Source organism: Methylobacterium sp. NPDC097929, assembly GCF_049543375.1.
Lineage (GTDB): Bacteria > Pseudomonadota > Alphaproteobacteria > Rhizobiales > Beijerinckiaceae > Methylobacterium.
Map to the genome: position 1 here is coordinate 1 of NZ_JBMVEP010000022.1, position 18,778 is coordinate 18,778.

The window sequence follows — 18,778 nt, forward strand, 5'->3', positions numbered from 1 at the left end:
GGACCGCGGCGCCCCGTCGGTGAAAGTGGGTTTACGGCAGCCCCGCCCCGGCGTCAATCGGAAAATCGAGAAAAGCGCGCCGGGAGCCGCCAGCGCGCCTCGGAATGCGCCGGAAGGGCATTCCGAGGGCGAAGTGCCCTTGGCTCAGCCGCGCGTGCCCCAGCGCGCGCCCATCTGGCTCGGGCGGGCCGCGTCGGGACCGAGGGAGGGACCGCTGGCACGGGCCGGGCGGTGCGTCGACTTGGTGGATTCGCTCTCCGGCGCCAGCATGTCCGGCACGCCGGCCTCGGCCTCCGTGCCGCGTCCCTGCGCGAACTGACCCGCCTTGCGGAAGCGCCAGAGGTACCCGGGCACGACCGCCTCGACGGCGGTGGGCTGAATCCCGAGCGCCTCGATGCTGCGCCCCTCCGCCTTCGCCGCCTCGGAGACGACGTTGTCGCTCTGCAGCAGGGTGACCTGATCGCGGGTGAGCTTGAGATTGGCCGGTAGCAGCCCGAGGGTGAGCATGTCGGCGAACTCGATCACCCGCGCCTGGATGCGGGCGGCGGGCTCGGGCAGATCGAGCACGGCGCGGCGGCGCATGGTCACTTCGAGCATGTAGCGCACGAAGTATTCGAGCGTATTCACCTCCGGCCCGCCGAGTTCGTAGACGCGGCCGCCCGGCACCGCCCCATCCACGGCACGGGCCACGGCCTCGGCGACATCGCCGACGAAAACGGGCTGGAACCGGCTCTGCGCGCCCGCGAGCGGCAAGACGGGCAGGAAGGTGGCCAGCGCGGCGAAGCGGTTGAAGAAGCCGTCCCCGGGACCGAACACGAGCGAGGGCCGGAAGATCACCGCGTCGGGGCAAGCCTTCAGCACCTCCGCCTCGCCCAGCGCCTTGGATCGGGCGTAGATGGAGGGCGATTTGGCGTCGGCGCCGATCGCCGAGACGTGGATCAGCTTCGCGCCCACCGCCGCGGCGGCGCGGGCGATCTCGCCGGCGCCCTCGGTCTGGAGCTTCGAGAAACGCTGTTTGCCCGATTCCTGCAGGATGCCGACGAGGTTGATGACGATGTCGGAATGCTCGACGGCCCGGCGGATCGAGTCGGGGAAGCGGAGATTGGCCTGAACGGCCACGATCTGGCCGACCTTGCCGAGCGGCTGCAGGAACAGCGCGAGGTCGGGCCGGCGCACGGCGACGCGGATCCGGTAGCCGCGCTTGGCGAGCGCCCGCACCACATGGCGCCCGAGAAAGCCCGAGCCGCCGAACACCGTGACGAGCTGGGTTTCCGGACGGGTCGGAGGCGTGGATGCGGTGACGAGGCTGCTCATGGCCGATCGAGGCCCCTTTCTCGGGTGACACGTCGAGACCGGCGGCACGGGGCCGCAGGGCCGACAAGCCACGGAGCGCAGCCGTCGGCAGGACGCTCCTTAGACCAGTTTGAAGTCGAGGGCAGCCGGTCGGGCCAAGGAATTTGCGTGGAGAAAGCGCCGGAGCGGCCCGACGCGTCCTCGGGCCTCTCGTCAGCCACGGCCGAAGCGGCCCTCGCGCAGGAAGTGCAGGGTCTCGTCCTGGAGGCGGCGGCTCCACATCATGATCGGATGGGCGACCGGCAGCACGATGTGATCCGCCATCCCCGCGAGCCGTGTCCGCGCGACCGTGACGCGCCCGTCATTCAGCCCCGGCAGCAGCAGCGAGGCCAGCGGATAGAGGCTGCGGCTGCCGGCGATGATGCCGAGGGGATAATCGATTGGGCCGAAGAGCCGCCGGCCCGCCTCGTCGCGCGCCGTGACGAGTTCCGCGCCGGCCGGGCCGAAGACACGGCGGTAGAGGGCGAGCCGGTGCAGCGCGTCGGCGACCTCGCTGCCCTCGTTCGGCGGCCCCAGCATCACCACCCGCCCGAGATTTTCAGGCCGGTGGCCGGTGAGGAGCACGCGGGCGACGAGGCCGCCCATCGAGTGGGTGACGATGTGGAGGCGCGCCACGCCCGCGCCAAAGGCCGAGACGGCGGGCGCCAGCGCGCAGGCGATCTCGGCGAGCCCCAGGCGCCGGGCGGGATAATCGAGGTTGAGGGTGGCGTATCCGGCCGCGCTCAGCCTTCGCTCCAGCGGCCGCAGCGAAGTGGCCCTGCGGGCGATGCCGTGCAGGAGAAGGACCCCCTCGGTCGCGCTCACGGTCGTCCGGCTCCCGCAACGGTCTCGTGAAAGGTCTGGTGAAAGGCTTCTTGGAACGTCTCATGGAGGAGCGCGGCGAGGCGTTCGACCGCCGGCTCGCCGCGGCCGCTCCGGCGCAGCCGAAGGGAGAGGGCCGGGAGGGGCGGCAGGCCCGTCTCGCCCGGATCGAGGGACCGGAGCGTCCCCGGCAGGCCGTGGGCCGTGCGCAGGGTGAGGCCGAGGCCGGCGGCTACCGCGGCCCACAGGCCGGCGAGCCCCTGGCTGGTGAAGCTGATGCGTCAGGGGATGCCGGCCGCATCGAGAGCGTCGCTCGCGGCGTGGCGGAAGCGGCAGGGCGCTCCGAACAGGGCGAGGGGCAGCGGCCGGCTCGCGGCGAGCGAGAGATCCGACTTTGGACCGACCCAGACCATGGGCAGGTCCGCGACCAGGGTTCCCTCCCCCGCCTCGCCGGCATCGTCCCAGACCAGCACGAGATCGAGGCGTCCGGCATCGACCTCGGCGCGCAGGACCGCGTCGCGCTCCACATGCGCCTCGACGCGCACCGCCGGATGCAGCCGGGCGAAGCGCGCGAGCACCGCCGGGAGCCCGGCTTCGGAAACGTCCTGCGGCAGGCCGAGGCGGACCCATCCCGTGAGTGCCGGCGCGGCGACCGCGCTGACCGCCGCGTCGTTGAGATCGAGCATCCGGCGGGCGTAGCCCAGCAGCATCTCGCCCGGCTCGGTCAGCGCGAGGCCCCGGCCGTTCCGGCGCAGCAGCGGGCAGCCGACCTGATCCTCCAGCTTGCGCAGCTGCAGGCTGATCGCCGAGGGCGAGCGGCCCAGCCGCGCGGCGGCCTTGGCGAAGCTGCCGAGATCGATCCCGGTCACGAAGGTGCGCAGCACGTCCATGTCGAGATTCACCGGGAGCGCGGCCATCGTTGAGTTTTCCAAAACCGTTGCTTCAGAACTACGCGATTTTCGCAACGATGCTGCGCGACTAACCCTGTCGGCGTCAACGGCGGATCGGTCGCCGGACACGGGAGGAGAACCCCCAATGCCCTTCGTCACCCTCAAGGTCGCCGGCCCTGCCCTCGCGCCCGGCCTCGTCGCGGAGCTTCAGCAATCGATCACCGCGCTGATGGCGGAGGTGCTCGGCAAGCGGGCCGATTTCACCGCGTTCCTGATCGAGCCCTCGGCTCCCGGACACTGGGCCGTGGCGGGCGCGGCGGTCGAGGCGGCGGCCCATCTCAAGGCGAAGGTGACGCAGGGCACCAACACGGCGGAGGAGAAGGCGCGGTTCGTGGCCGAGGCGCATGCCTTGCTGGTGCGCCTGCTGCCCGGGCCGCTGCCGCTGGCGACCTACGTCGTCGTGCACGAGGTGGCGGCGGAGGCCTGGGGCTACGGGGGCCTTACCCAGGCGCAGCGGGCGCGGGACGCCGCCGGGGGTAGAACGGCGACGGCGTGAGAGATTCTCGGCATACCCTCCGGCACACGTCCCTGGCATCCTGACACGGCCGGGCGGCGGACAGGCGGGGGCGGAACGGGCGAATGGCGGCGGGTTCCTTGTTCCTGCTCTACGCCGCCCTCTACGGCGGGTACGGTGCGCTCTCGCCGTTCCTGCCGCCCTTCCTCGAAGCCCGCGGGCTCGACGCGAGCGAGATCGGAACCCTGCTCGCCGCGGCGATGCTGGTGCGCCTCGCCGCCGGGCCGATCCTCGGACGGCTCGCCGACCGGCGCGGAGCCGTGCGCGGCTTCCTCGCGGCGGGACTGGCCCTTGCGGCGGGGCTGACCCTGGCCTTTCTCGCCGGGTCCGGCTTTCCCGTTCTGCTGACGATCGCGCTCGGGCAGGCGGTGGCGACGGCCCCGCTGGCGCCGCTCGCCGACGCGGTGGCGCTGGCCGGAGGCCGCGACGGAGCCGCCTATGGCCGCATCCGCGGCGCCGGATCGGCCGCCTTCATCGCCACCACGGTTCTGACCGGCTTCCTGGTCGGACCGTTCGGCCACGGTATCGGGCTTCTGCTTTGCGCCGGCCTGTTCGGCGCGGCAGCGCTGGTGACGCTGCAGCTTCCGGCGGCCTCCGGGCCACGATCTCTGCGCGGCGAGAGCGGGCAGGAGGGGCCGGACGAGGGCGGATTTCGCCTCCTCGTCGCGGATCCCCGCTTCCGGCGCCTCGTGCTCGCCGCTGCCCTGGTGATCGGCGCGCACGCCATGCACGATGCCTTCGCGGTCATCGTCTGGCAGGGCGCGGGGATTGGGCCGCGGGCGGCCGGATTGCTCTGGGCCGAGGCGGTCGCCGCCGAGGTCGTCGTCTTCCTCTGGTTCGGACCGCGTCTCGTAGCACGGATGGGGCCGCCCCGGGCGCTGGCACTCGCCGCCCTGGCGGGCGCCCTGCGTTGGGCCGTTCAGGCGCAGACCGCGTGGCTGCCGGCACTGGCCGTCATCCAGCTTCTGCACGGGATCACCTTCGCGCTTCTGCACCTCGCCTGCCTGCGCCTGATCGTGGAGGCCGTACCGGAAGCGCGCCGCGCCACGGCTTTGACACTCTACGGCACCTTCGGCCTCGGGCTCGCCTCCGCGCTGATGACGCTGATCGCCGGGCCCCTCTATGGCGCCCTCGGCATGAAGGGGTTCTGGGTCATGGCCGCCGTCAGCCTGTCGGCGTTGCCGGTTGCGCGCGCGCTCGCGAGAATCCGATAAGGAGAGCCGCCCGCATTCGCCTTCGCGGCGCGGGACATATATAGAACATTCAAGGCAGCCACGATGATTCCATGCCCGCCGTCGCCGACATCCTGATCCCTCTCGCCCTCGACACCGCCTACAGCTACGCGGTGCCGGCCGGTCTCGTGCTGGCCGAGGGCGACATCGTGCAGGTGCCGCTGGGGCCGCGCGAGACCATCGGCGTGGTTTGGGGCCTGGACGAGCGGGCCTCGGGCGGGAACCTGCGCCCGGTCACGGGCAAGGTCGAGGCGCCCCCGCTCTCGGATGCCCTGCGCAAGCTGGTCGATTGGCTCGCCCGCTACACCCTGGCGCCGAAGGGCTCGGCGCTCGCCATGGCCCTGCGGCTGCCCGACGAGACGGCCCGCAACGAGGCGCCGCGGGTCGGCGTGCGCGCCGCGGGCAAGCCCCCGGCCCGGCCCACGGTCGCCCGCGGCAAGGTGATGGCGGTGGCCGCCGACGGGGCGCTGCGCGGCAAGAGCGCGCTCGCCAAGGAGGCCGGCGTGTCGCTCAGCGTCGTCGATGGGCTGATCGACGACGGCGCGCTGGAGACGGTGGCGCTGATGCCCGAGCCCGTCGCCCTGCCGCCCGACCCGGATCATCCGCGGGTGCCGCTGTCGGAATCGCAGGATGCGGCGGTGCAGGCTCTGATCGCCCCCTCCCCCGCCGGCAGTCCCACCGGTGAGACGGTGCTGCTCGAAGGCGTGACCGGGTCCGGCAAGACGGAGGTCTATTTCGAGGCGGTCGCCGAATGCGTGCGGCAGGGGCGGCAGGCGCTCGTGCTGATGCCGGAGATCGCGCTGACGGCGCAGTTCCTCGACCGCTTCGCCGGACGCTTCGGCGTGCGGCCGGCGACTTGGCATTCCGGCATCGGGGGAAAGCGCCGCGAACGGCTGCGGGCAGGCGTCGCCGCGGGCGAGGTCTCGGTAGTGGTCGGCGCCCGCTCGGCCCTGTTCCTGCCGTTCCGGAATCTGGGCCTGATCGTGGTCGATGAGGAGCACGAATCCGCCTACAAGCAGGAGGACGGGGTGCATTACCACGCCCGCGACATGGCGGTGGTGCGCGGCAAGATCGAGGGCTGCCCAGTCGTGCTCGCCTCGGCCACGCCCTCGATCGAATCGCGGGTCAACGCCCAGAGCGGACGCTACCGCCACGTCTCCCTGCCCGGTCGCTTCGGCGGGCGGCCGCTGCCCGACATCGCCGCGATCGACATGCGCCTCGACAAGCCGGAGCGCGGACGCTTCCTGTCGCCGCCGATGGTGAATGCGGTCAAGAGCACGCTGGCCGCGGGCGAGCAGGCACTGCTGTTCCTCAACCGCCGGGGCTACGCGCCGCTTACCCTGTGCCGGGCCTGCGGCCACCGCTACCAGTGCCGCAACTGCTCGACTTGGCTGGTGGAACATCGCTTCCGCCGGGCGCTCGTCTGCCACCAATGCGGCTATGCCGAGCGCAAGCCCGAGGCTTGCACCGAGTGCGGCGCCTTCGACCATCTCACCCCCTGCGGACCCGGGGTCGAGCGGATCGCCGAGGAGGTCACGGAGCTGTTTCCCGAGCAGCGCGTCGTCGTGCTGTCGAGCGACTTTCCCGGCGGGGCCGAGCGCCTGCGGCAAGAGTTGGAGACCGTCGCGGCGGGCGATTGCGACATCGTCATCGGCACGCAGCTCGTCGCCAAGGGCCACAACTTCCCGCACCTGACCCTCGTCGGCGTGCTCGACGCCGATATCGGCCTCACCTCCGGCGATCCCCGGGCGGCCGAGCGCACCTTCCAGCTGCTCCAGCAGGTGACGGGCCGCGCCGGACGTGGCGAGCGGCCGGGCCGTGCTCTGGTGCAGACCTATCAGCCCGAGCACCCCGTCATCGCCGCCCTGCTCTCGGGGGATGCCGAGCGCTTCTACGAGGAGGAGATCTGGGCCCGCGAGGTGGCGGGACTGCCGCCGTTCGGGCGGCTCGCGGCGCTGATCGTCTCAGGCGAGGAGCGGGAGAAGGCCGAGGCGCACGGTCAGGCGCTGGCGCGGGTCGCCGAGCCGCCGGCCGGCGTCTCCGTGCTGGGGCCGGCCGAGGCGCCGCTCGCCCTGGTGCGCGGGCGCTGGCGCTTCCGGCTCCTGGTGAAGACCGAACGCGGCATCGACGTGCAGAGCTACCTGCGCGACTGGCTGGCGCGGGGGCCGAAGCCGCGGGGGAATCTCAAGGTCGCAATCGACGTGGACCCGCAGAGTTTCCTATAGTCACGCCACCCGCCGTCCGCCGGCGCGGGGCGTGTTCCACGGCCGGCGTCATCCAAAGGAGCGTCGAGCTGTGCTGAGCTACGAGAAGAAGCCCGATTCCGCGATCGCCGAGATCGTGGTCGATGGGAAGATCTCCGACGAGGAGATGAACACGGTCATGACCGCGATGAAGGCCGACCTCGACAAGGGCGGCCGGCTCAAGCTCCTGGAGGACATCCGCAGTTTCGAGGGCATGGAGCCGGCGGCCTTTTTCAAGGACCCCCGCTTCGGGATCTCGATGATGAAGGGCGTGAGCCACGTGGCGCTGGTCACCGACGCGACCTGGCTGCGGGCGGTGGCCGAGACGTTCGGCTTCGTCTCGCCGGTGCAGATCAAGGTGTTCGAGCGCGCGCGCATCGCCGAGGCGCGGGCCTGGCTCGAAGCGGGCGTCTGATCCCGCCGCGATTTGAGCCGACGAAAAAGGGCGGGTCCCGCCGGGCCCGCCCTTTTCTATCCTGGAGCGTGCGACGTCCTATTCGGCGGAGGCCGTGCGGACGGTGCTGCGGCGGGCCGTCCAATGGCCGGTGCAGAGACCGCCCGAAACCCGCCAAGTGCCGGAGCCCGAGCGGGCCTGGAGCCGGCCCGAGGCCGTGCCGCTGGCCGCCGACGTGGCGACATTGAGACCCACGCCGCCGTCGGTTCCGACGCGACCGGTGACAGTGGTGCCGACGGAGGCCGCGTTCGTGATCGGACGGACCTGCCCGTCCCGAACCACCAGGGTATGACTGTACTGCGCGTCGCAGAGCCCGCTCTCGGTCACGAGTTGAACCGACCACGTCCCGTCGAAGTCTCCCGCCACGGCCGGCGAGGCGAGCGCGGCGGCCAGAGCGGCGGCGAGGGCGAGTTTGGGCATGCGTCATCCAGCTCAGCGACGAGGACAAGGTGGAGGAAGCGCCGTCGCCCGCGCTCCGTACCGTCGTTCTGTGAGATGTCCGCACCATACCCGAACAAGAGGCGAGAATATGACGGCCGCCGATGGCAGGGCTTCCGACAAATCACGACTGTTCGAGGAACAATTTACGCGTAGGGCCTGAAGAAGTTCCGCGAGATGTGACTTTTCAGCACGGAACTGTTGCAAGCGCAGCCTTAAGCCAGGCTGAACGGCACAGCTTATCTAACTGGAAGCAGCCGGGGCCACGCGCTGGTCGAGCGTGAGATTGTCTTCAACGGGAAACGAGCGGGCGGCACCGCGACGGCCGGATCGATCACGGCGGCCGGCAGGGCGAGCGTTTCTGCGGAGCCTCGCATCAAGGCCGACGGCTGGTCGGCGGCGTGCGGCGTCTCGACGAGCGATTGCCTCAAGGGAGAAAGAGAGGTCGACCCCGCGTTCAGGCGGAGGGTTCGGCGAGCCGTGCCCGGTGGCGGTCGAGGGCGTCGAGCAGGACCGGCATGAAGGCGGAGGAGCCGTCGAGCCCGGCCACGCCGCGGTCGAGCCGGCCCAGGGCCTGCACTTGCGCGTCGAGCCCCTGGAACGGCGCGAGATAGGCCCAGATCGCCTCGTCGGCCTCACCGACATTGGCCGGCTGCTCCGATGCCAGCAGGGCCGAGAAGATGTCGAGGGTCGTCTCCAGGTTCGCCACGTCGCGTCCTTCCGGGTGCGAGGGATGATGCGGGCGGCGCCGGACGAGCCGGCACCGCCCGTGGAATCAGTGCGTGCGCGGCGCGTCGCTTCTGCCGGCCTCGTCGCGGCGGTGGTGACGATCTTGCTCGCCACCGCCGCCGGAGACCTTGGAATGGGAGCCGTTGGTCGCCGCGTTCGGCGCCGGACCCCGGCCCTCGGTCGGGTCGGGCCGGTCGGGCCGCTGGTGGCTGCTGCCGGGACCGCCATGATGGCGGTCGGCGGCGGGCGTCTTGCTGGAGGTGCTCATCGATCCTGCTGATGTCCCTGATGCGTGGTGTTGACCTTCGAATTGCCGGCCTGCCCGGTCTTGTCGGGATCGTTCGGGGTGGCCTTGGTCGTGTCCTTGGGCGCGGACTCGGCACTGCCGGGTCCCTTGTCGGAGCGATTGGCCGGCGGCACCGGCGGTGGCTTGGTCGACATGGGATCTCTCCTCGGTTCGGGGGATCGGATCAGCGGTGGCGATGACCGCCGATGAGGCTCGCCGCGGCGGCGAGCCCGACGCCGGCGACGACCGCCGCCGTCGTCAGGGGATGGAGCGCGCTGCGGGTGTAGAAGCTGCGGCGCATCACGGTGCCCGGATGGTCCCCGGCGGTGCGGCCGCCCTCGCCGGGGCGGTCGAGCGAGCCGGCGGGATGCCGGGCGGGCTCGTCGCGCATCTGCTGGCCGGTCATGGTCGTGCCGACGCGATCGAAGACGCGGGGCGCCACGGCCTGTGCCGCGCTCATGATGCGCCCGCCGCCGCCGATATAGATGTCGCGGCGGGGATGTTCGGCCGCATGGACGATCGCTTCGGCGACCTCCTCCGTACGGTAGACCGGCGGGGGCAGCTTGGGCTCGCGGTCGGTGTAGTTTCGGGCATGCGCCGGGAAGGGCGTGTCGATCGCCGCCGGCTTGATGAGCGTGACCGCGACCGGGGCGCCCTCTTCCTTCAGCTCGATCCGCAGGGAATCGGTGAAGCCTTTGATGGCGTGCTTGCTCGCGCTGTACATGCCCTGCAGCGGGAAGGGGACGTCCGAGGCGACGCTGCCCAGGTTGATCAGGGTGCCCCCGGATGCCTTCAGGTGCGGAAGCGCGGCGATCGAACCGTAGACCACGCCCCAGAAGTTGACATCGAACAGGCGGCGGTGGTCGGCATCCTCGACCTCTTCCAGCCGGCCGATGATCGAGAGTCCGGCATCGTTGACCCAGGTGTCGATGCGGCCGTGGCGCTCGACCGCCGCGCGCGCGAGCGTCTCGACCTGGGAGCGGTCCGAGACGTCGGTGGCGACGTGGAACGCCTCGCCCCCGTCCCGCTCGATCTCGCGGCAGATCGCAGCCAGGGCTTCCCCGTTGCGGGAGGCGAGCACCACCCGGGCGCCGCGCCGGGCGGCGAGGCGCGCCGTGGCGAGGCCGATCCCGCTCGAGGCTCCGGTGATGACGATGACCTGCCGGTCGAGCGGCTTCTTGCGGGCGCTCGGCATGCTCTTCTCCTCGGATGACGGGCGCAGGAAGGAACCGGCGGACGGTGGGGCGCGGTCCGCCGGCGCGGCTCGGGTCTCACAGGGGGAACCCGGCCGTTCACGGCGAAGTTTCCGCCGCCTCAGGACGGCCAGGCGTCGAGGATCTCGGCGGTCGGGGCCGTCTCGATCTGTTCACCGAAGCGGCTCTGATAGAGGAACATCATCGCGTCGTAGGTCTGGTCGGCGGAGGAGCAGACCGCATCGCAGGCCACGATCACGCGGTAGCCGCGATCGACCGCCCCGAGGATGCTGGCCAGCACGCAGACATCCGTCTCGCCCCCGGTGACGACGAGGGTGTCGATCGCCTCCGCCCTCAGGACCTGCTCCAGTTCGGGCTCCATCCAGGGGGAGTAGACGCGCTTGTCGACGACGCGGGCCGGAGGCACGAACCGGCTCAGGCTCGGCAGCAGGTCCACCATCTCGTGCCCGAGGGCCTTCAGCGTCATGCTGGGCCAGTGCTCGTAGTAGCGCCGCCACGCGCCCACGGCTTCGTCCGGCGAGGCGGGGCAGACGAACCGGGTGAACACGGTCCGCTGCGGGTGCGCCGCCGTGATCCGCTCCAGATTCGGCAGGATCCGGGCGAGCCAGGGCGTGTGCCAGTCGGTCTCCTCGGCAAACATCCGCTGCGCGTCGACGCAGAGATGAGCGGCCTTTGAGCCCAATCCGCCGAACTTCAAACCGTCTCTGCCCGCCATGGCCCGCTCCGATCTCCTCTCCCGCGCGTCCGTTCTCAGTTCGGGTGAAAGACCACCTTCACGCAGCCATCCTTCTTGTCGCGGAACGTCTTGTAGAGATCGGGCCCGTCCGCGAGATCCGCGGAGCGGTGGGTGATCAGCGAGGCGGTGTCGAACCGGCCCTCTTGGATCAGCTTGGTCAGCGGTTCGAGGTAGCGCTTCACATGGGTCTGGCCGCTCTTCAGGGTCAGGCCCTTCTGCACGATCGAGCCCATGTTCACGGGGATCGGACCGCCATAGACGCCGGGCACCGAGACGATGCCGCAGGGCCGCACCGCCTTGATCGCCTCGGTCAGGGCATAGGGCCGCTCGGTCGAGGTCAGCTTCTCTTGGAGCGTCGAGATCACGCTGGAGAAGCCGTGGCCGGCGCTGGCCTCCATGCCGACGCAGTCGATCACCCCATCCGCACCCTCGCCGCGGCTGATCTCCTTGATGCGCTCGAACACGTCCTCCTTGGCGAAGTCGATGATGTCGGTCGCGCCGTACTTGGTCGCCAGGGCAAGACGCTCCGGCACCGTGTCGATGGCGATGATGCGCTCGGCGCCCATGATCTTGGCCGACTGGATCGCGAACAGGCCGACGGGCCCCGCGCCCCAGACGGCGATGATCTCGCCGCCCTGGATCTCGCAATGCTCGGCGCCCTGCCAGCCCGTCGGCAGGATGTCGGTGAGGAACAGGACCTGCTCGTCCTCCATGCCGTCGGGCACCTTCATCGGGGCCACGTCGGCCATCGGCACGCGCACGTACTCGGCTTGCCCCCCGGCGTATCCGCCGGTGATGTGCGAATAGCCGAACAGGCCGGCGGTGGTGTAGCCGAACTGCGCGGCGGCCATCTCGGCATTGCGGTTCGAGCGCTGGCAGACCGACCAGTTGCCGAGCCGGCACTGGCGGCACTCGCCGCAATTGATGTTGAAGGGCACGACGATGCGGTCGCCCTTCTTGAACTTGGTGAAGCCCGGCGCGGTCTCGACCACCTCGCCCATGAACTCGTGGCCGAGCACGTCGCCCGACTGCATGGTCGGCATCTGACCGTCCATGAGGTGGAGATCCGAGCCGCAGATGGCGCAGGACGTCACCTTGATGATGACGTCGCGCGAATCCTCGATCTGCGGATCGGGCACCGTGTCGCAGCGGATGTCGCCCTTGCCGTGCCAGCACAGTGCTTTCATCAGACGTCCTTGGAAGCTCGGAAGGCGGTGCTCATGGCAGCATCGCCGGAGGGCAACCCCGGCTGCGTACGGCCAAGTTCCCGCCTCGCGCCGCGTCCGGGTGCCCGACGCGCAGGCCGGCCTCAGAGCTTGATGCCGATCCTCTGGTTGAGGCGGGTGACGACCCAGACCGTGCCGATCGCCACGCACACGCCCCAGCCGACCTCCACCACCCGCGAGCCCGCCATGAGCTCCACCGACCCGACATGGGGCACGAGCAGGATGATGGTGGCGGTGATGCCGGCCAGCCGGCAGGCGCTGGCGACGTTGAAGAGCCAGCAGGCCAGCGTCGCCAGCACCACGGCGGCGGCGTAGGTCGGCAGCGACGGGCCGAGGCCGAGATAGGCGCCGAGCCCGACGACCCCGCCGATCGTGGCGCCGGTGAACTGATCGCGGGCGGTGGAGCGGGTCGCGCCGAACTCGGTCTGCGCGACGGCGACCGCGGTGATCGCCGCCCAGAATCCCTCGCGCAGGCCGAGCAGCTGCGTCGGCAGGTAGGCGATGATGGCCGCCGCCGCCGACATCACGCCGTGGGCGAGCCCGCCCGAGAAGCGGCGCCGCAGCGGCAGGCGCTTGCGCAGCCGCGTGACCTGATCGCCCAGCCAGCGAATGCGGCTGGTGTCGCGATCGGCCTGGCGCGTCTCCTCGCGCGTCGCTGCGGCGGCCTCGGCCCGCACGGCGTCCTCGACCGCCTCCTCCGCACGCCGCTCGCCCTGCGCCCCCACCGAATCCCGTTCGGCTCGCATTCGCTCTTCCTTCGTCCCTGCCCTCGCCCGCGGACCGATGCTCGGTTGCAGGCGCCCGCATCAACGCGCGTCGCGGCTGCAAATCGCGCGCGGGCCGCAGGAAAATTCGGCCGAACCGCTCCGGCGCACCGGGGTTGTCCGGGCACGCCCCCACAATCCCCGACACGCGAAGCGCCGGAACCCGAGCCGATGGAATCCTTTCCGAAGCCCCCCTTCCTCGACCAGCCCCAGCCGATGCCCGGCCGCACTGCCGCGATGGACCCAAGGCCGGACCACGGCGAGACGAGCTACCGGGGATGCGGGCGTCTGGAGGGCAAGAAGGCCATCGTGACGGGCGGCGATTCCGGATCGGCCGGGCCGTGGCCCTCGCCTTCGCCCGCGAGGGCGCGGACGTGCTGATCTCCTATCTCGACGAGGAGGAGGACGCCGCCGAGACGCGCCGCCTGATCGAGGAGGCCGGCCGCAAGGCGGTGCTGGTGCCGGGCGATATCGGTGACGCCGCCCATTGCCGACAGATCGTCGAGCGGGCGGTCGAGGCGTTCGGGCGCGTCGACGTGCTCGTCAACAACGCCGCGCATCAGGCGACCTTCGGCGCTCCGGAGGAGATCTCGGACGAGGAGTGGGAGACGACGTTTCGCGTGAACATCCACGCGATGTTCTACCTGACCAAGGCCGTGCTCCCGCACATGCGCGAGGGCTCGTCCATCATCAACACGACCTCGGTCAACGCCGACGCGCCGAGCCCGCAGCTGCTGGCCTACGCCACCACCAAGGGCGCCATCCAGAACTACACCGGCGGCCTCGCGCAGATGCTGGCCGAGCGGGGCATCCGCGTGAACTGCGTCGCCCCGGGTCCGATCTGGACGCCGCTGATCCCCTCGACCATGCCGGCCGAGAAGGTGAAGCAGTTCGGCTCCCAGGTGCCGATGAAGCGACCGGGCCAGCCCAAGGAACTCGCGCCGATCTACGTCATGCTCGCCTCCGACGAGTCGAGCTACGTCTCCGGCGCCACCGTGGCGGTGACCGGCGGCAAGCCGATCATCTGATGTTTCGCCGAACCCGAACGGATGCCTCCGCTCTGCGGAGGCCGGACGCTTTGACCGGGAGCCGATCGTGAGAAACCTGCACGGCGCCGTCGTCGTCATCGCCGGCGCCTCGAGCGGCATCGGCCGCGCCGCCGCCCTCGCCTTCGCCCGCGCGGGCGCCCACGTCGTCGCCGCCGCCCGGCGCCGCGAGCCGCTGGAGCGGCTCGCGCAGGAATGCGCGCGGCTCGGCCCCGCGGCCCTGGCCGTTCCGACGGACGTGACCGATCCGCAGGCGGTCGAGGCCCTGGCGCGGGTGGCGGAGGAGCGCTTCGGGCGCATCGACGCCTGGATCAACAATGCCGGCACCGGCGTGTTCGGCCCGTTCCAGGACGCGCCGCTCGATCTGCATCGCCGCACGATCGAGGTGAACCTGCTCGGCACGATCCACGGCGCCTACGCCGTCCTGCCCCGCTTCCTCGAGCGGGAGCGCGGCGTCCTCGTCAACATGGTCTCGCTCGGCGGCTGGGCGCCGGCGCCGTTCGCGGCGGCCTACACGGCGAGCAAGTTCGGCCTGCGCGGCTTCACGGCGAGTCTGCGCCAGGAACTGCGGCGCTTTCCCCATATCCATGTCTGCGCGGTGTTTCCGGCGATGGTCGACACCCCGGGCTTCGTGCACGGCGCCAACGTTTCGGGCCGCACCCTCGACCCCGGCCCGATGCTCTACGCCCCCGAGGAGGTGGCCGAGACCTTGGTCCACGTGGTGCGCCATCCCCGCGACGAGATCGCGGTGGGCTGGCCGGCCCGCGCGGCGCAGGCCGCCTACGCCTTGATGCCGGGTCCGACGGAGCACCTGATGGGCATGGCCCTCCACAGGGCGCTCGACCGGGCGAGTCCCGCTCCCATCACGCACGGGGCGCTGCGCGCACCGGTCGCGGAGGGCACCGCGGCGCGCGGCGGCTGGCTCGCGCGCAAGGGCTTGCCCCCGGCCTCCACCTTGAGCGGGATCGGCCTTGCCGTTGCAGGTGCGGGGGTCGCGCTCGCGCTGAGCCACCGCCTCGGCCGAAGGCATCGGTCGCCGGAACGGTGAACGGAGACGGCGCGAAGAAAACCCCCGGTTAAGCCTAAGCCCCTATCACCGGCCCATCGAGCCTGGTGATGAAAGGAGCGCCGATGACCAGGGACCAACTCGCGACCGAACTGAAGCGCATGGCCTCCTCGCAGGTCAGCGACATCGAGCGCGCGGTCAAGGCGGGCCACAAGACCATCGCCCTGAACGAACTGGCCGACCTCGACCGTCAGCTCAAGGCGCTGGCCGCAGCGCTCAAGGCCAAGCCCGTCATCCGCGCCTGAGCGGGTGACGAAACCGGACGGCGCCGCCGCGCCGCCTGCAACGGCCCCCGCCCCAGGGCGGAGGCCGCCGCAGACCGGACCGACTCAGCGGTCCCGGCTCAAGAGGAGCAGCCAGCCGACCCCAAGCATCGCCACGGTCAGGCCGATGATGACGAAGACCGGCGTGCCGAGATCGATGAGGCGCGGGGCAAGCTGCGTGGCGAAGGCCGCCACCACGAGGCCGACCGCGACCCGCGCGGCACCCCGCTCGATGCCGCGCACCAGCTTGTCCATCCCCTTCAGCTCGATCTCGACGGTGACGCGCCCCTGCTTCAGGCGCACCAGCATGAGATGGATCAGGGTCGGCAGCTCGGAGGCCGCCCCGTAGAGGCCGGTCCCGAGCGACTCGGCCTTGCGCATCAGCCCGCGCAGGGAGAATTGCGAGCGCATGCTCGCCCGCACGGTGGGCCCGGCGGCGGCGAACAGGTCGAAGCCCGGATCGAGTTGGCGCATCACGCCGTCGGCGGTCACCAGCCCCTTGAACAGGATCGCGAGGTCGGTCGGCATCGCGAGGTCGTTCTCGCGGGCCATGGTCATGAAGTCGGTGAGCACGAGCCCGAGATTGAGCGGGATCGAGGAATGGGCCTGGACGAAGTTCTGGGCGGATTGCTCCAGCTTGCTCAGATCTGGGTTCGAGGTGCCGGTCCAGTCCAGCAGCGTGGCCATCAGGCCGTCGACATCCTGCTTGAGCATGGAGCCGATCAGCACGAGGAGCTGCTGGCGCCGCTTCTGCGACAGGCGCCCGACGATGCCGAAATCGATGAAGCCGATCCGGTTGCCGGGCAGGATCAGCAGGTTTCCCGGGTGCGGGTCGGCGTGGAACACGCCCTCGATCAGGGCCATGCGCAGGAAGGCGTCGCAGCCCTTCTGCGCCAGCGCCTTCTTGTCCGCCCCCATCGTGCGCAGGGCGGCGGCGTCGTTGGGCGAGATGCCGTGGATGAATTCCTGAACGAGCACCCGCTCGGAACACCACTCCCAGAAGATCTTCGGGATGACGATGTCGTCGCGGCCCGCGAAGATCTCGGCGATCATCTCGCAGTTGCGGGCCTCGTTGAGCAGGTCGAGCTCGCCGTTGAGGCCGTTGGCGAGGTGGCGCATCTGCTCCTGAGGCTGGTAGCGGGCCATCTCGGGCCACTCCGCCTCGACGATGCGGGCCCCGTGCGCCATCAGCCGAAGGTCAGCCTCGATGACCTTGCGCAGGCCCGGCCGCAGCACCTTGACCACGACCTCCTCGCCGGAATGCAGGCGGGCGCGGTAGACCTGGGCGATCGAGGCGGACGCGATCGGGTTGAGATCGAACTCGGCGAAGACCTCCTCCGGCGGCGCGCCGAGATCGGCCTCGAGCTGCGGCCCGATCAGGGCCCACGGCACCGGCTTCACTTGGCTGTGCAGCTTCTCCAGCTCGTCGGTCCAGACCGGCGAGAGCAGGTCCGGGCGGCTCGCCAGGATCTGGCCGAACTTGATGAAGGTCGGTCCCAGCGTCTCGATGGCGCGGCGCAGGCGCTCGGGCTGGGACAGGCGCGCGACATCGACCCGCGGCGTGCGGCGGGGGATGAGCGGGATGTTGTGCAGGCCGAGCCGGTCGACGACCTTGGTCAGGCCGAACCCGATCAGGACCGAGGCGATCTCCGAGAGGCGCTGACGGTCGCGTGCGGCGACGAAGGCGGTTTTGAGCATGGCGGTCTTGCCTGTCGCGCGAAGCGTCGGCCGCGGCAAGACCGAAGAGGCCCTCGCCCGGGTCTTTCGCAATGATCAGGGCATGGGGCTTTTTTAGGATGCGGTCCGCATCCCGGCCGATCAGGGGACCGCCGCCTCGGCGCGAACGTCGACGACGAGGCCCGTCGGCTCGGAGGTGCTCGCGGGAACCGTGCGTAGGATTCCCGGAACGTCCGCCCCCTCGACACCGAAGCGGGCCCAGGCCGCGTGGCAGCGGCGATGATCCGCATCGGCCAGGAAGTAGCGCTCCTGCTCGTCCAGCAAGGTCTCGTAGACGGCGGCGCGGACGCCGTGCACCTCGCCGACATAGAGCTGGTAGATCCGGCTCCAGAAGGTCTCGTCGAGTTCCCACTCGCACTGGCCCGCCGCCTTCATCATCGCGAGCTTGCGCAGGCTCTGCCGCTCGGCATGCGGCATGACGAGGAAGCCGTAGCGCGCCTTCAAGGCCCGGCCCCCGACGGCGTAGCCCTCCTCGCTGGACAGCGCCCAACCGAGATAGCCGCCCACACCTCCCGCGAGCAGAACGGCCGTCAGAAGAAGCGCGCGAAAGGCCGTCATGGCTTGCCCCCGGGTTGAGGCGCCTATCGTCATGCCAAGATGGGCCGCATCAAGGTCGAGCCGCGCGGGGCAGCCCTGCGGACTCTTCGGAGCCGGGACGCGAGCGGCACCGGATGGCGACGGTGTCCCCGGCTCGGGCCCCTCTCCCGGCCGTCGTCGCAGCGGATGTGTTCCAGGTCCATCGCGCCGACCCGCACCCGAACGACGCCCGGCTGTCGGTTCGTCCCGGGATCATCCGTCGCTCTTCGCAGCTGCAGAGCGATGCCTGCCCTCCCCGCAACGTCATCTGCCGGCCCTGAGCGCGAACGCTCGAAGCCTCCAACCTCGATCGTCACATCACGGGCGGGAACCCAACATCGGCTGAGAACTGTGAGCACACCTGTTTTGGTGGCATGACAAATGCAGAGCATTCAGCAAACAGAGCCGTGCAGGTCATCAGTTCCTTCACCCCGCTGGCATTGATGTCGTGCCGGTCGTCGGCGTCTTGCCTCCCGACTCATCGTTGGTGTTCGAGCGTGCCCAACATCGCCTCAGAATTTCCGTCCATCCCGCGAAGTAGTCCGGCCGGGAGACAAGGTCCGCTCGTCGTGATCGCGGAGGACGAGACGGCCATCCGGACGACGACCTGCGCCGCACTGGCTCGCGAGGGATTTCGTGTCATCGCCGCACCGACCTGCGACGAGGCCCTCACCTGTCTTCGCAGCAGACCTGACGTGCAGGTCTTGATCACGGATGTGATTACGCCGGGCCATGTCGATGGATACGAACTCGCACGCATCGTCAGCATGGAATTTCCGCATGTTGCCATTCTCATCACCTCCGCACAGAGCCAGCCGCGCTACGGGGACATCGTTCTCGGAGCGTGGTTTCTCGCAAAACCCGTTGACCTGAAGGTTCTGGGGCGTGTCGTCAGGGAATGCCTGGAGGCGTCCAGCCGGAAACGGATCGATTTTCACGACCGGCTTTCAGCAACCGGCGGAGAAGAAGGATATCGTGCGCCTGAATGAGCCCTCGCGTGAGCGTTCGACAACGTCTGTCCGTACCATCGATGGGGCGAACAGAGCCCAGGTTTGAAGCGCCGTCCGTCTGCCTTGAGGTCGTATTCCAGCCCGCGTTTCGCCCGAGCCGGGCCTGCCCCCTGAGGGTCCCGGCCGGTGCGGTGCCCCAA

General features: G+C 70.4%; 19 protein-coding genes and 2 pseudogenes. 8 read left to right on the plus strand and 13 right to left on the minus strand.

The features are described 5' to 3' along the window. Nucleotides 1–144: 144 nt before the first annotated feature. The 3 genes and pseudogenes from ACPCJR_RS25130 to ACPCJR_RS25140 form a co-directional block, all read right to left on the minus strand. The gene (locus tag ACPCJR_RS25130) at nt 145–1,314 is read right to left on the minus strand and encodes a complex I NDUFA9 subunit family protein (RefSeq protein WP_391516178.1); all 1,170 of its coding nucleotides are present in this window, start codon (nt 1,312–1,314) and stop codon (nt 145–147) included. 192 nt (nt 1,315–1,506) lie between these two features. Next, complete coding sequence (locus ACPCJR_RS25135; RefSeq protein ID WP_391516177.1) at nt 1,507–2,157, minus strand: esterase/lipase family protein; 651 nt, start codon at nt 2,155–2,157, stop codon at nt 1,507–1,509. After that, a pseudogene (locus tag ACPCJR_RS25140) lies at nt 2,154–3,071 on the minus strand (LysR substrate-binding domain-containing protein). The gene ACPCJR_RS25135 and the pseudogene ACPCJR_RS25140 overlap by 4 nt, the downstream one beginning before the upstream one ends. 118 nt (nt 3,072–3,189) lie before the next feature. On the opposite strand from ACPCJR_RS25140, the gene ACPCJR_RS25145 reads away from it, so the two are divergent. From ACPCJR_RS25145 to ACPCJR_RS25160, 4 genes are all read left to right on the plus strand, one after another. Beyond that, nucleotides 3,190–3,600 (plus strand): tautomerase family protein, encoded by a 411-nt coding sequence (locus tag ACPCJR_RS25145; protein ID WP_391516176.1) that lies wholly within the window; start codon nt 3,190–3,192, stop codon nt 3,598–3,600. Nucleotides 3,601–3,683: 83 nt separating this feature from the next. Further along, nucleotides 3,684–4,832 carry an MFS transporter gene (locus tag ACPCJR_RS25150; RefSeq protein WP_391516174.1) on the plus strand — a complete coding sequence of 383 codons (1,149 nt, stop codon included), beginning with the start codon at nt 3,684–3,686 and terminating at the stop codon, nt 4,830–4,832. Nucleotides 4,833–4,903: 71 nt separating this feature from the next. After that, on the plus strand, nt 4,904–7,075 hold the full coding sequence (locus ACPCJR_RS25155; RefSeq protein ID WP_391516172.1) for a primosomal protein N': 2,172 nt from the start codon (nt 4,904–4,906) through the stop codon (nt 7,073–7,075). Between the two features lie 70 nt (nt 7,076–7,145). Next, nucleotides 7,146–7,508, plus strand: coding sequence for an STAS/SEC14 domain-containing protein (locus ACPCJR_RS25160; RefSeq protein WP_391516170.1), 363 nt, complete (start codon nt 7,146–7,148; stop codon nt 7,506–7,508). A 78-nt stretch (nt 7,509–7,586) separates the two neighbouring features. Here ACPCJR_RS25160 and ACPCJR_RS25165 read toward each other — a convergent pair whose 3' ends face one another. The 8 genes from ACPCJR_RS25165 to ACPCJR_RS25200 form a co-directional block, all read right to left on the minus strand. After that, nucleotides 7,587–7,967, minus strand: coding sequence for a hypothetical protein (locus tag ACPCJR_RS25165; protein WP_391516169.1), 381 nt, complete (start codon nt 7,965–7,967; stop codon nt 7,587–7,589). A gap of 475 nt (nt 7,968–8,442) precedes the next feature. Then, nucleotides 8,443–8,694, minus strand: a complete 252-nt coding sequence (locus ACPCJR_RS25170; protein WP_391516167.1) for a hypothetical protein — start codon at nt 8,692–8,694, stop codon at nt 8,443–8,445. A 66-nt stretch (nt 8,695–8,760) separates the two neighbouring features. Next, the gene (locus ACPCJR_RS25175) at nt 8,761–8,982 is read right to left on the minus strand and encodes a hypothetical protein (RefSeq protein WP_391516165.1); all 222 of its coding nucleotides are present in this window, start codon (nt 8,980–8,982) and stop codon (nt 8,761–8,763) included. Then, entirely contained in the window at nt 8,979–9,155 is a 177-nt protein-coding gene (locus tag ACPCJR_RS25180; protein ID WP_181425603.1) for a hypothetical protein, read from the minus strand. Before ACPCJR_RS25180 ends, ACPCJR_RS25175 begins: the two co-directional genes overlap by 4 nt. 29 nt (nt 9,156–9,184) lie before the next feature. Beyond that, nucleotides 9,185–10,195 (minus strand): SDR family oxidoreductase, encoded by a 1,011-nt coding sequence (locus ACPCJR_RS25185; protein ID WP_391516163.1) that lies wholly within the window; start codon nt 10,193–10,195, stop codon nt 9,185–9,187. A gap of 119 nt (nt 10,196–10,314) precedes the next feature. Continuing rightward, nucleotides 10,315–10,929, minus strand: a complete 615-nt coding sequence (locus tag ACPCJR_RS25190) for a cysteine hydrolase family protein (RefSeq protein WP_391516162.1) — start codon at nt 10,927–10,929, stop codon at nt 10,315–10,317. A gap of 35 nt (nt 10,930–10,964) precedes the next feature. Next, nucleotides 10,965–12,137: a zinc-dependent alcohol dehydrogenase gene (locus ACPCJR_RS25195; protein ID WP_391516160.1), complete on the minus strand. Its 1,173-nt coding sequence runs from the start codon at nt 12,135–12,137 to the stop codon at nt 10,965–10,967. A 122-nt stretch (nt 12,138–12,259) separates the two neighbouring features. Further along, on the minus strand, nt 12,260–12,922 hold the full coding sequence (locus ACPCJR_RS25200) for an FUSC family protein (protein WP_391516158.1): 663 nt from the start codon (nt 12,920–12,922) through the stop codon (nt 12,260–12,262). 189 nt (nt 12,923–13,111) lie between these two features. Between ACPCJR_RS25200 and ACPCJR_RS25205 the strand changes: the two are divergent. From ACPCJR_RS25205 to ACPCJR_RS25215, 3 genes and pseudogenes are all read left to right on the plus strand, one after another. Beyond that, nucleotides 13,112–13,968 (plus strand): annotated as a pseudogene (locus tag ACPCJR_RS25205) (SDR family oxidoreductase). A gap of 67 nt (nt 13,969–14,035) precedes the next feature. After that, nucleotides 14,036–15,034 (plus strand): SDR family oxidoreductase, encoded by a 999-nt coding sequence (locus tag ACPCJR_RS25210; RefSeq protein ID WP_391516156.1) that lies wholly within the window; start codon nt 14,036–14,038, stop codon nt 15,032–15,034. 83 nt (nt 15,035–15,117) lie between these two features. Further along, nucleotides 15,118–15,297, plus strand: coding sequence for a hypothetical protein (locus ACPCJR_RS25215; protein WP_391516154.1), 180 nt, complete (start codon nt 15,118–15,120; stop codon nt 15,295–15,297). 84 nt (nt 15,298–15,381) lie between these two features. Here the strand turns inward: ACPCJR_RS25215 and ACPCJR_RS25220 are convergent, their stop codons facing one another. Continuing rightward, entirely contained in the window at nt 15,382–17,013 is a 1,632-nt protein-coding gene (locus ACPCJR_RS25220) for an ABC1 kinase family protein (RefSeq protein WP_110354058.1), read from the minus strand. 120 nt (nt 17,014–17,133) lie between these two features. Further along, the gene (locus tag ACPCJR_RS25225; RefSeq protein ID WP_391516152.1) at nt 17,134–17,610 is read right to left on the minus strand and encodes a hypothetical protein; all 477 of its coding nucleotides are present in this window, start codon (nt 17,608–17,610) and stop codon (nt 17,134–17,136) included. Nucleotides 17,611–18,197: 587 nt separating this feature from the next. Between ACPCJR_RS25225 and ACPCJR_RS25230 the strand changes: the two genes are divergently transcribed. Beyond that, nucleotides 18,198–18,617, plus strand: a complete 420-nt coding sequence (locus tag ACPCJR_RS25230) for a response regulator (protein ID WP_391516150.1) — start codon at nt 18,198–18,200, stop codon at nt 18,615–18,617. Nucleotides 18,618–18,778 lie beyond the last annotated feature (161 nt).

Bases quoted from the DNA above. Each gene is read 5' to 3' on its own strand.
- ACPCJR_RS25150 (WP_391516174.1), top strand. From the start codon at position 3,684: ATGGCGGCGGGTTCCTTGTTCCTGCTCTACGCCGCCCTCTACGGCGGG.
- ACPCJR_RS25190 (WP_391516162.1), bottom strand. From the start codon at position 10,929: ATGGCGGGCAGAGACGGTTTGAAGTTCGGCGGATTGGGCTCAAAGGCC.
- ACPCJR_RS25225 (WP_391516152.1), bottom strand. From the start codon at position 17,610: ATGACGGCCTTTCGCGCGCTTCTTCTGACGGCCGTTCTGCTCGCGGGA.
- ACPCJR_RS25155 (WP_391516172.1), top strand. From the start codon at position 4,904: ATGCCCGCCGTCGCCGACATCCTGATCCCTCTCGCCCTCGACACCGCC.
- ACPCJR_RS25185 (WP_391516163.1), bottom strand. From the start codon at position 10,195: ATGCCGAGCGCCCGCAAGAAGCCGCTCGACCGGCAGGTCATCGTCATC.
- ACPCJR_RS25145 (WP_391516176.1), top strand. From the start codon at position 3,190: ATGCCCTTCGTCACCCTCAAGGTCGCCGGCCCTGCCCTCGCGCCCGGC.
- ACPCJR_RS25195 (WP_391516160.1), bottom strand. From the start codon at position 12,137: ATGAAAGCACTGTGCTGGCACGGCAAGGGCGACATCCGCTGCGACACG.
- ACPCJR_RS25220 (WP_110354058.1), bottom strand. From the start codon at position 17,013: ATGCTCAAAACCGCCTTCGTCGCCGCACGCGACCGTCAGCGCCTCTCG.
- ACPCJR_RS25180 (WP_181425603.1), bottom strand. From the start codon at position 9,155: ATGTCGACCAAGCCACCGCCGGTGCCGCCGGCCAATCGCTCCGACAAG.
- ACPCJR_RS25215 (WP_391516154.1), top strand. From the start codon at position 15,118: ATGACCAGGGACCAACTCGCGACCGAACTGAAGCGCATGGCCTCCTCG.
- ACPCJR_RS25130 (WP_391516178.1), bottom strand. From the start codon at position 1,314: ATGAGCAGCCTCGTCACCGCATCCACGCCTCCGACCCGTCCGGAAACC.
- ACPCJR_RS25175 (WP_391516165.1), bottom strand. From the start codon at position 8,982: ATGAGCACCTCCAGCAAGACGCCCGCCGCCGACCGCCATCATGGCGGT.
- ACPCJR_RS25165 (WP_391516169.1), bottom strand. From the start codon at position 7,967: ATGCCCAAACTCGCCCTCGCCGCCGCTCTGGCCGCCGCGCTCGCCTCG.
- ACPCJR_RS25200 (WP_391516158.1), bottom strand. From the start codon at position 12,922: ATGCGAGCCGAACGGGATTCGGTGGGGGCGCAGGGCGAGCGGCGTGCG.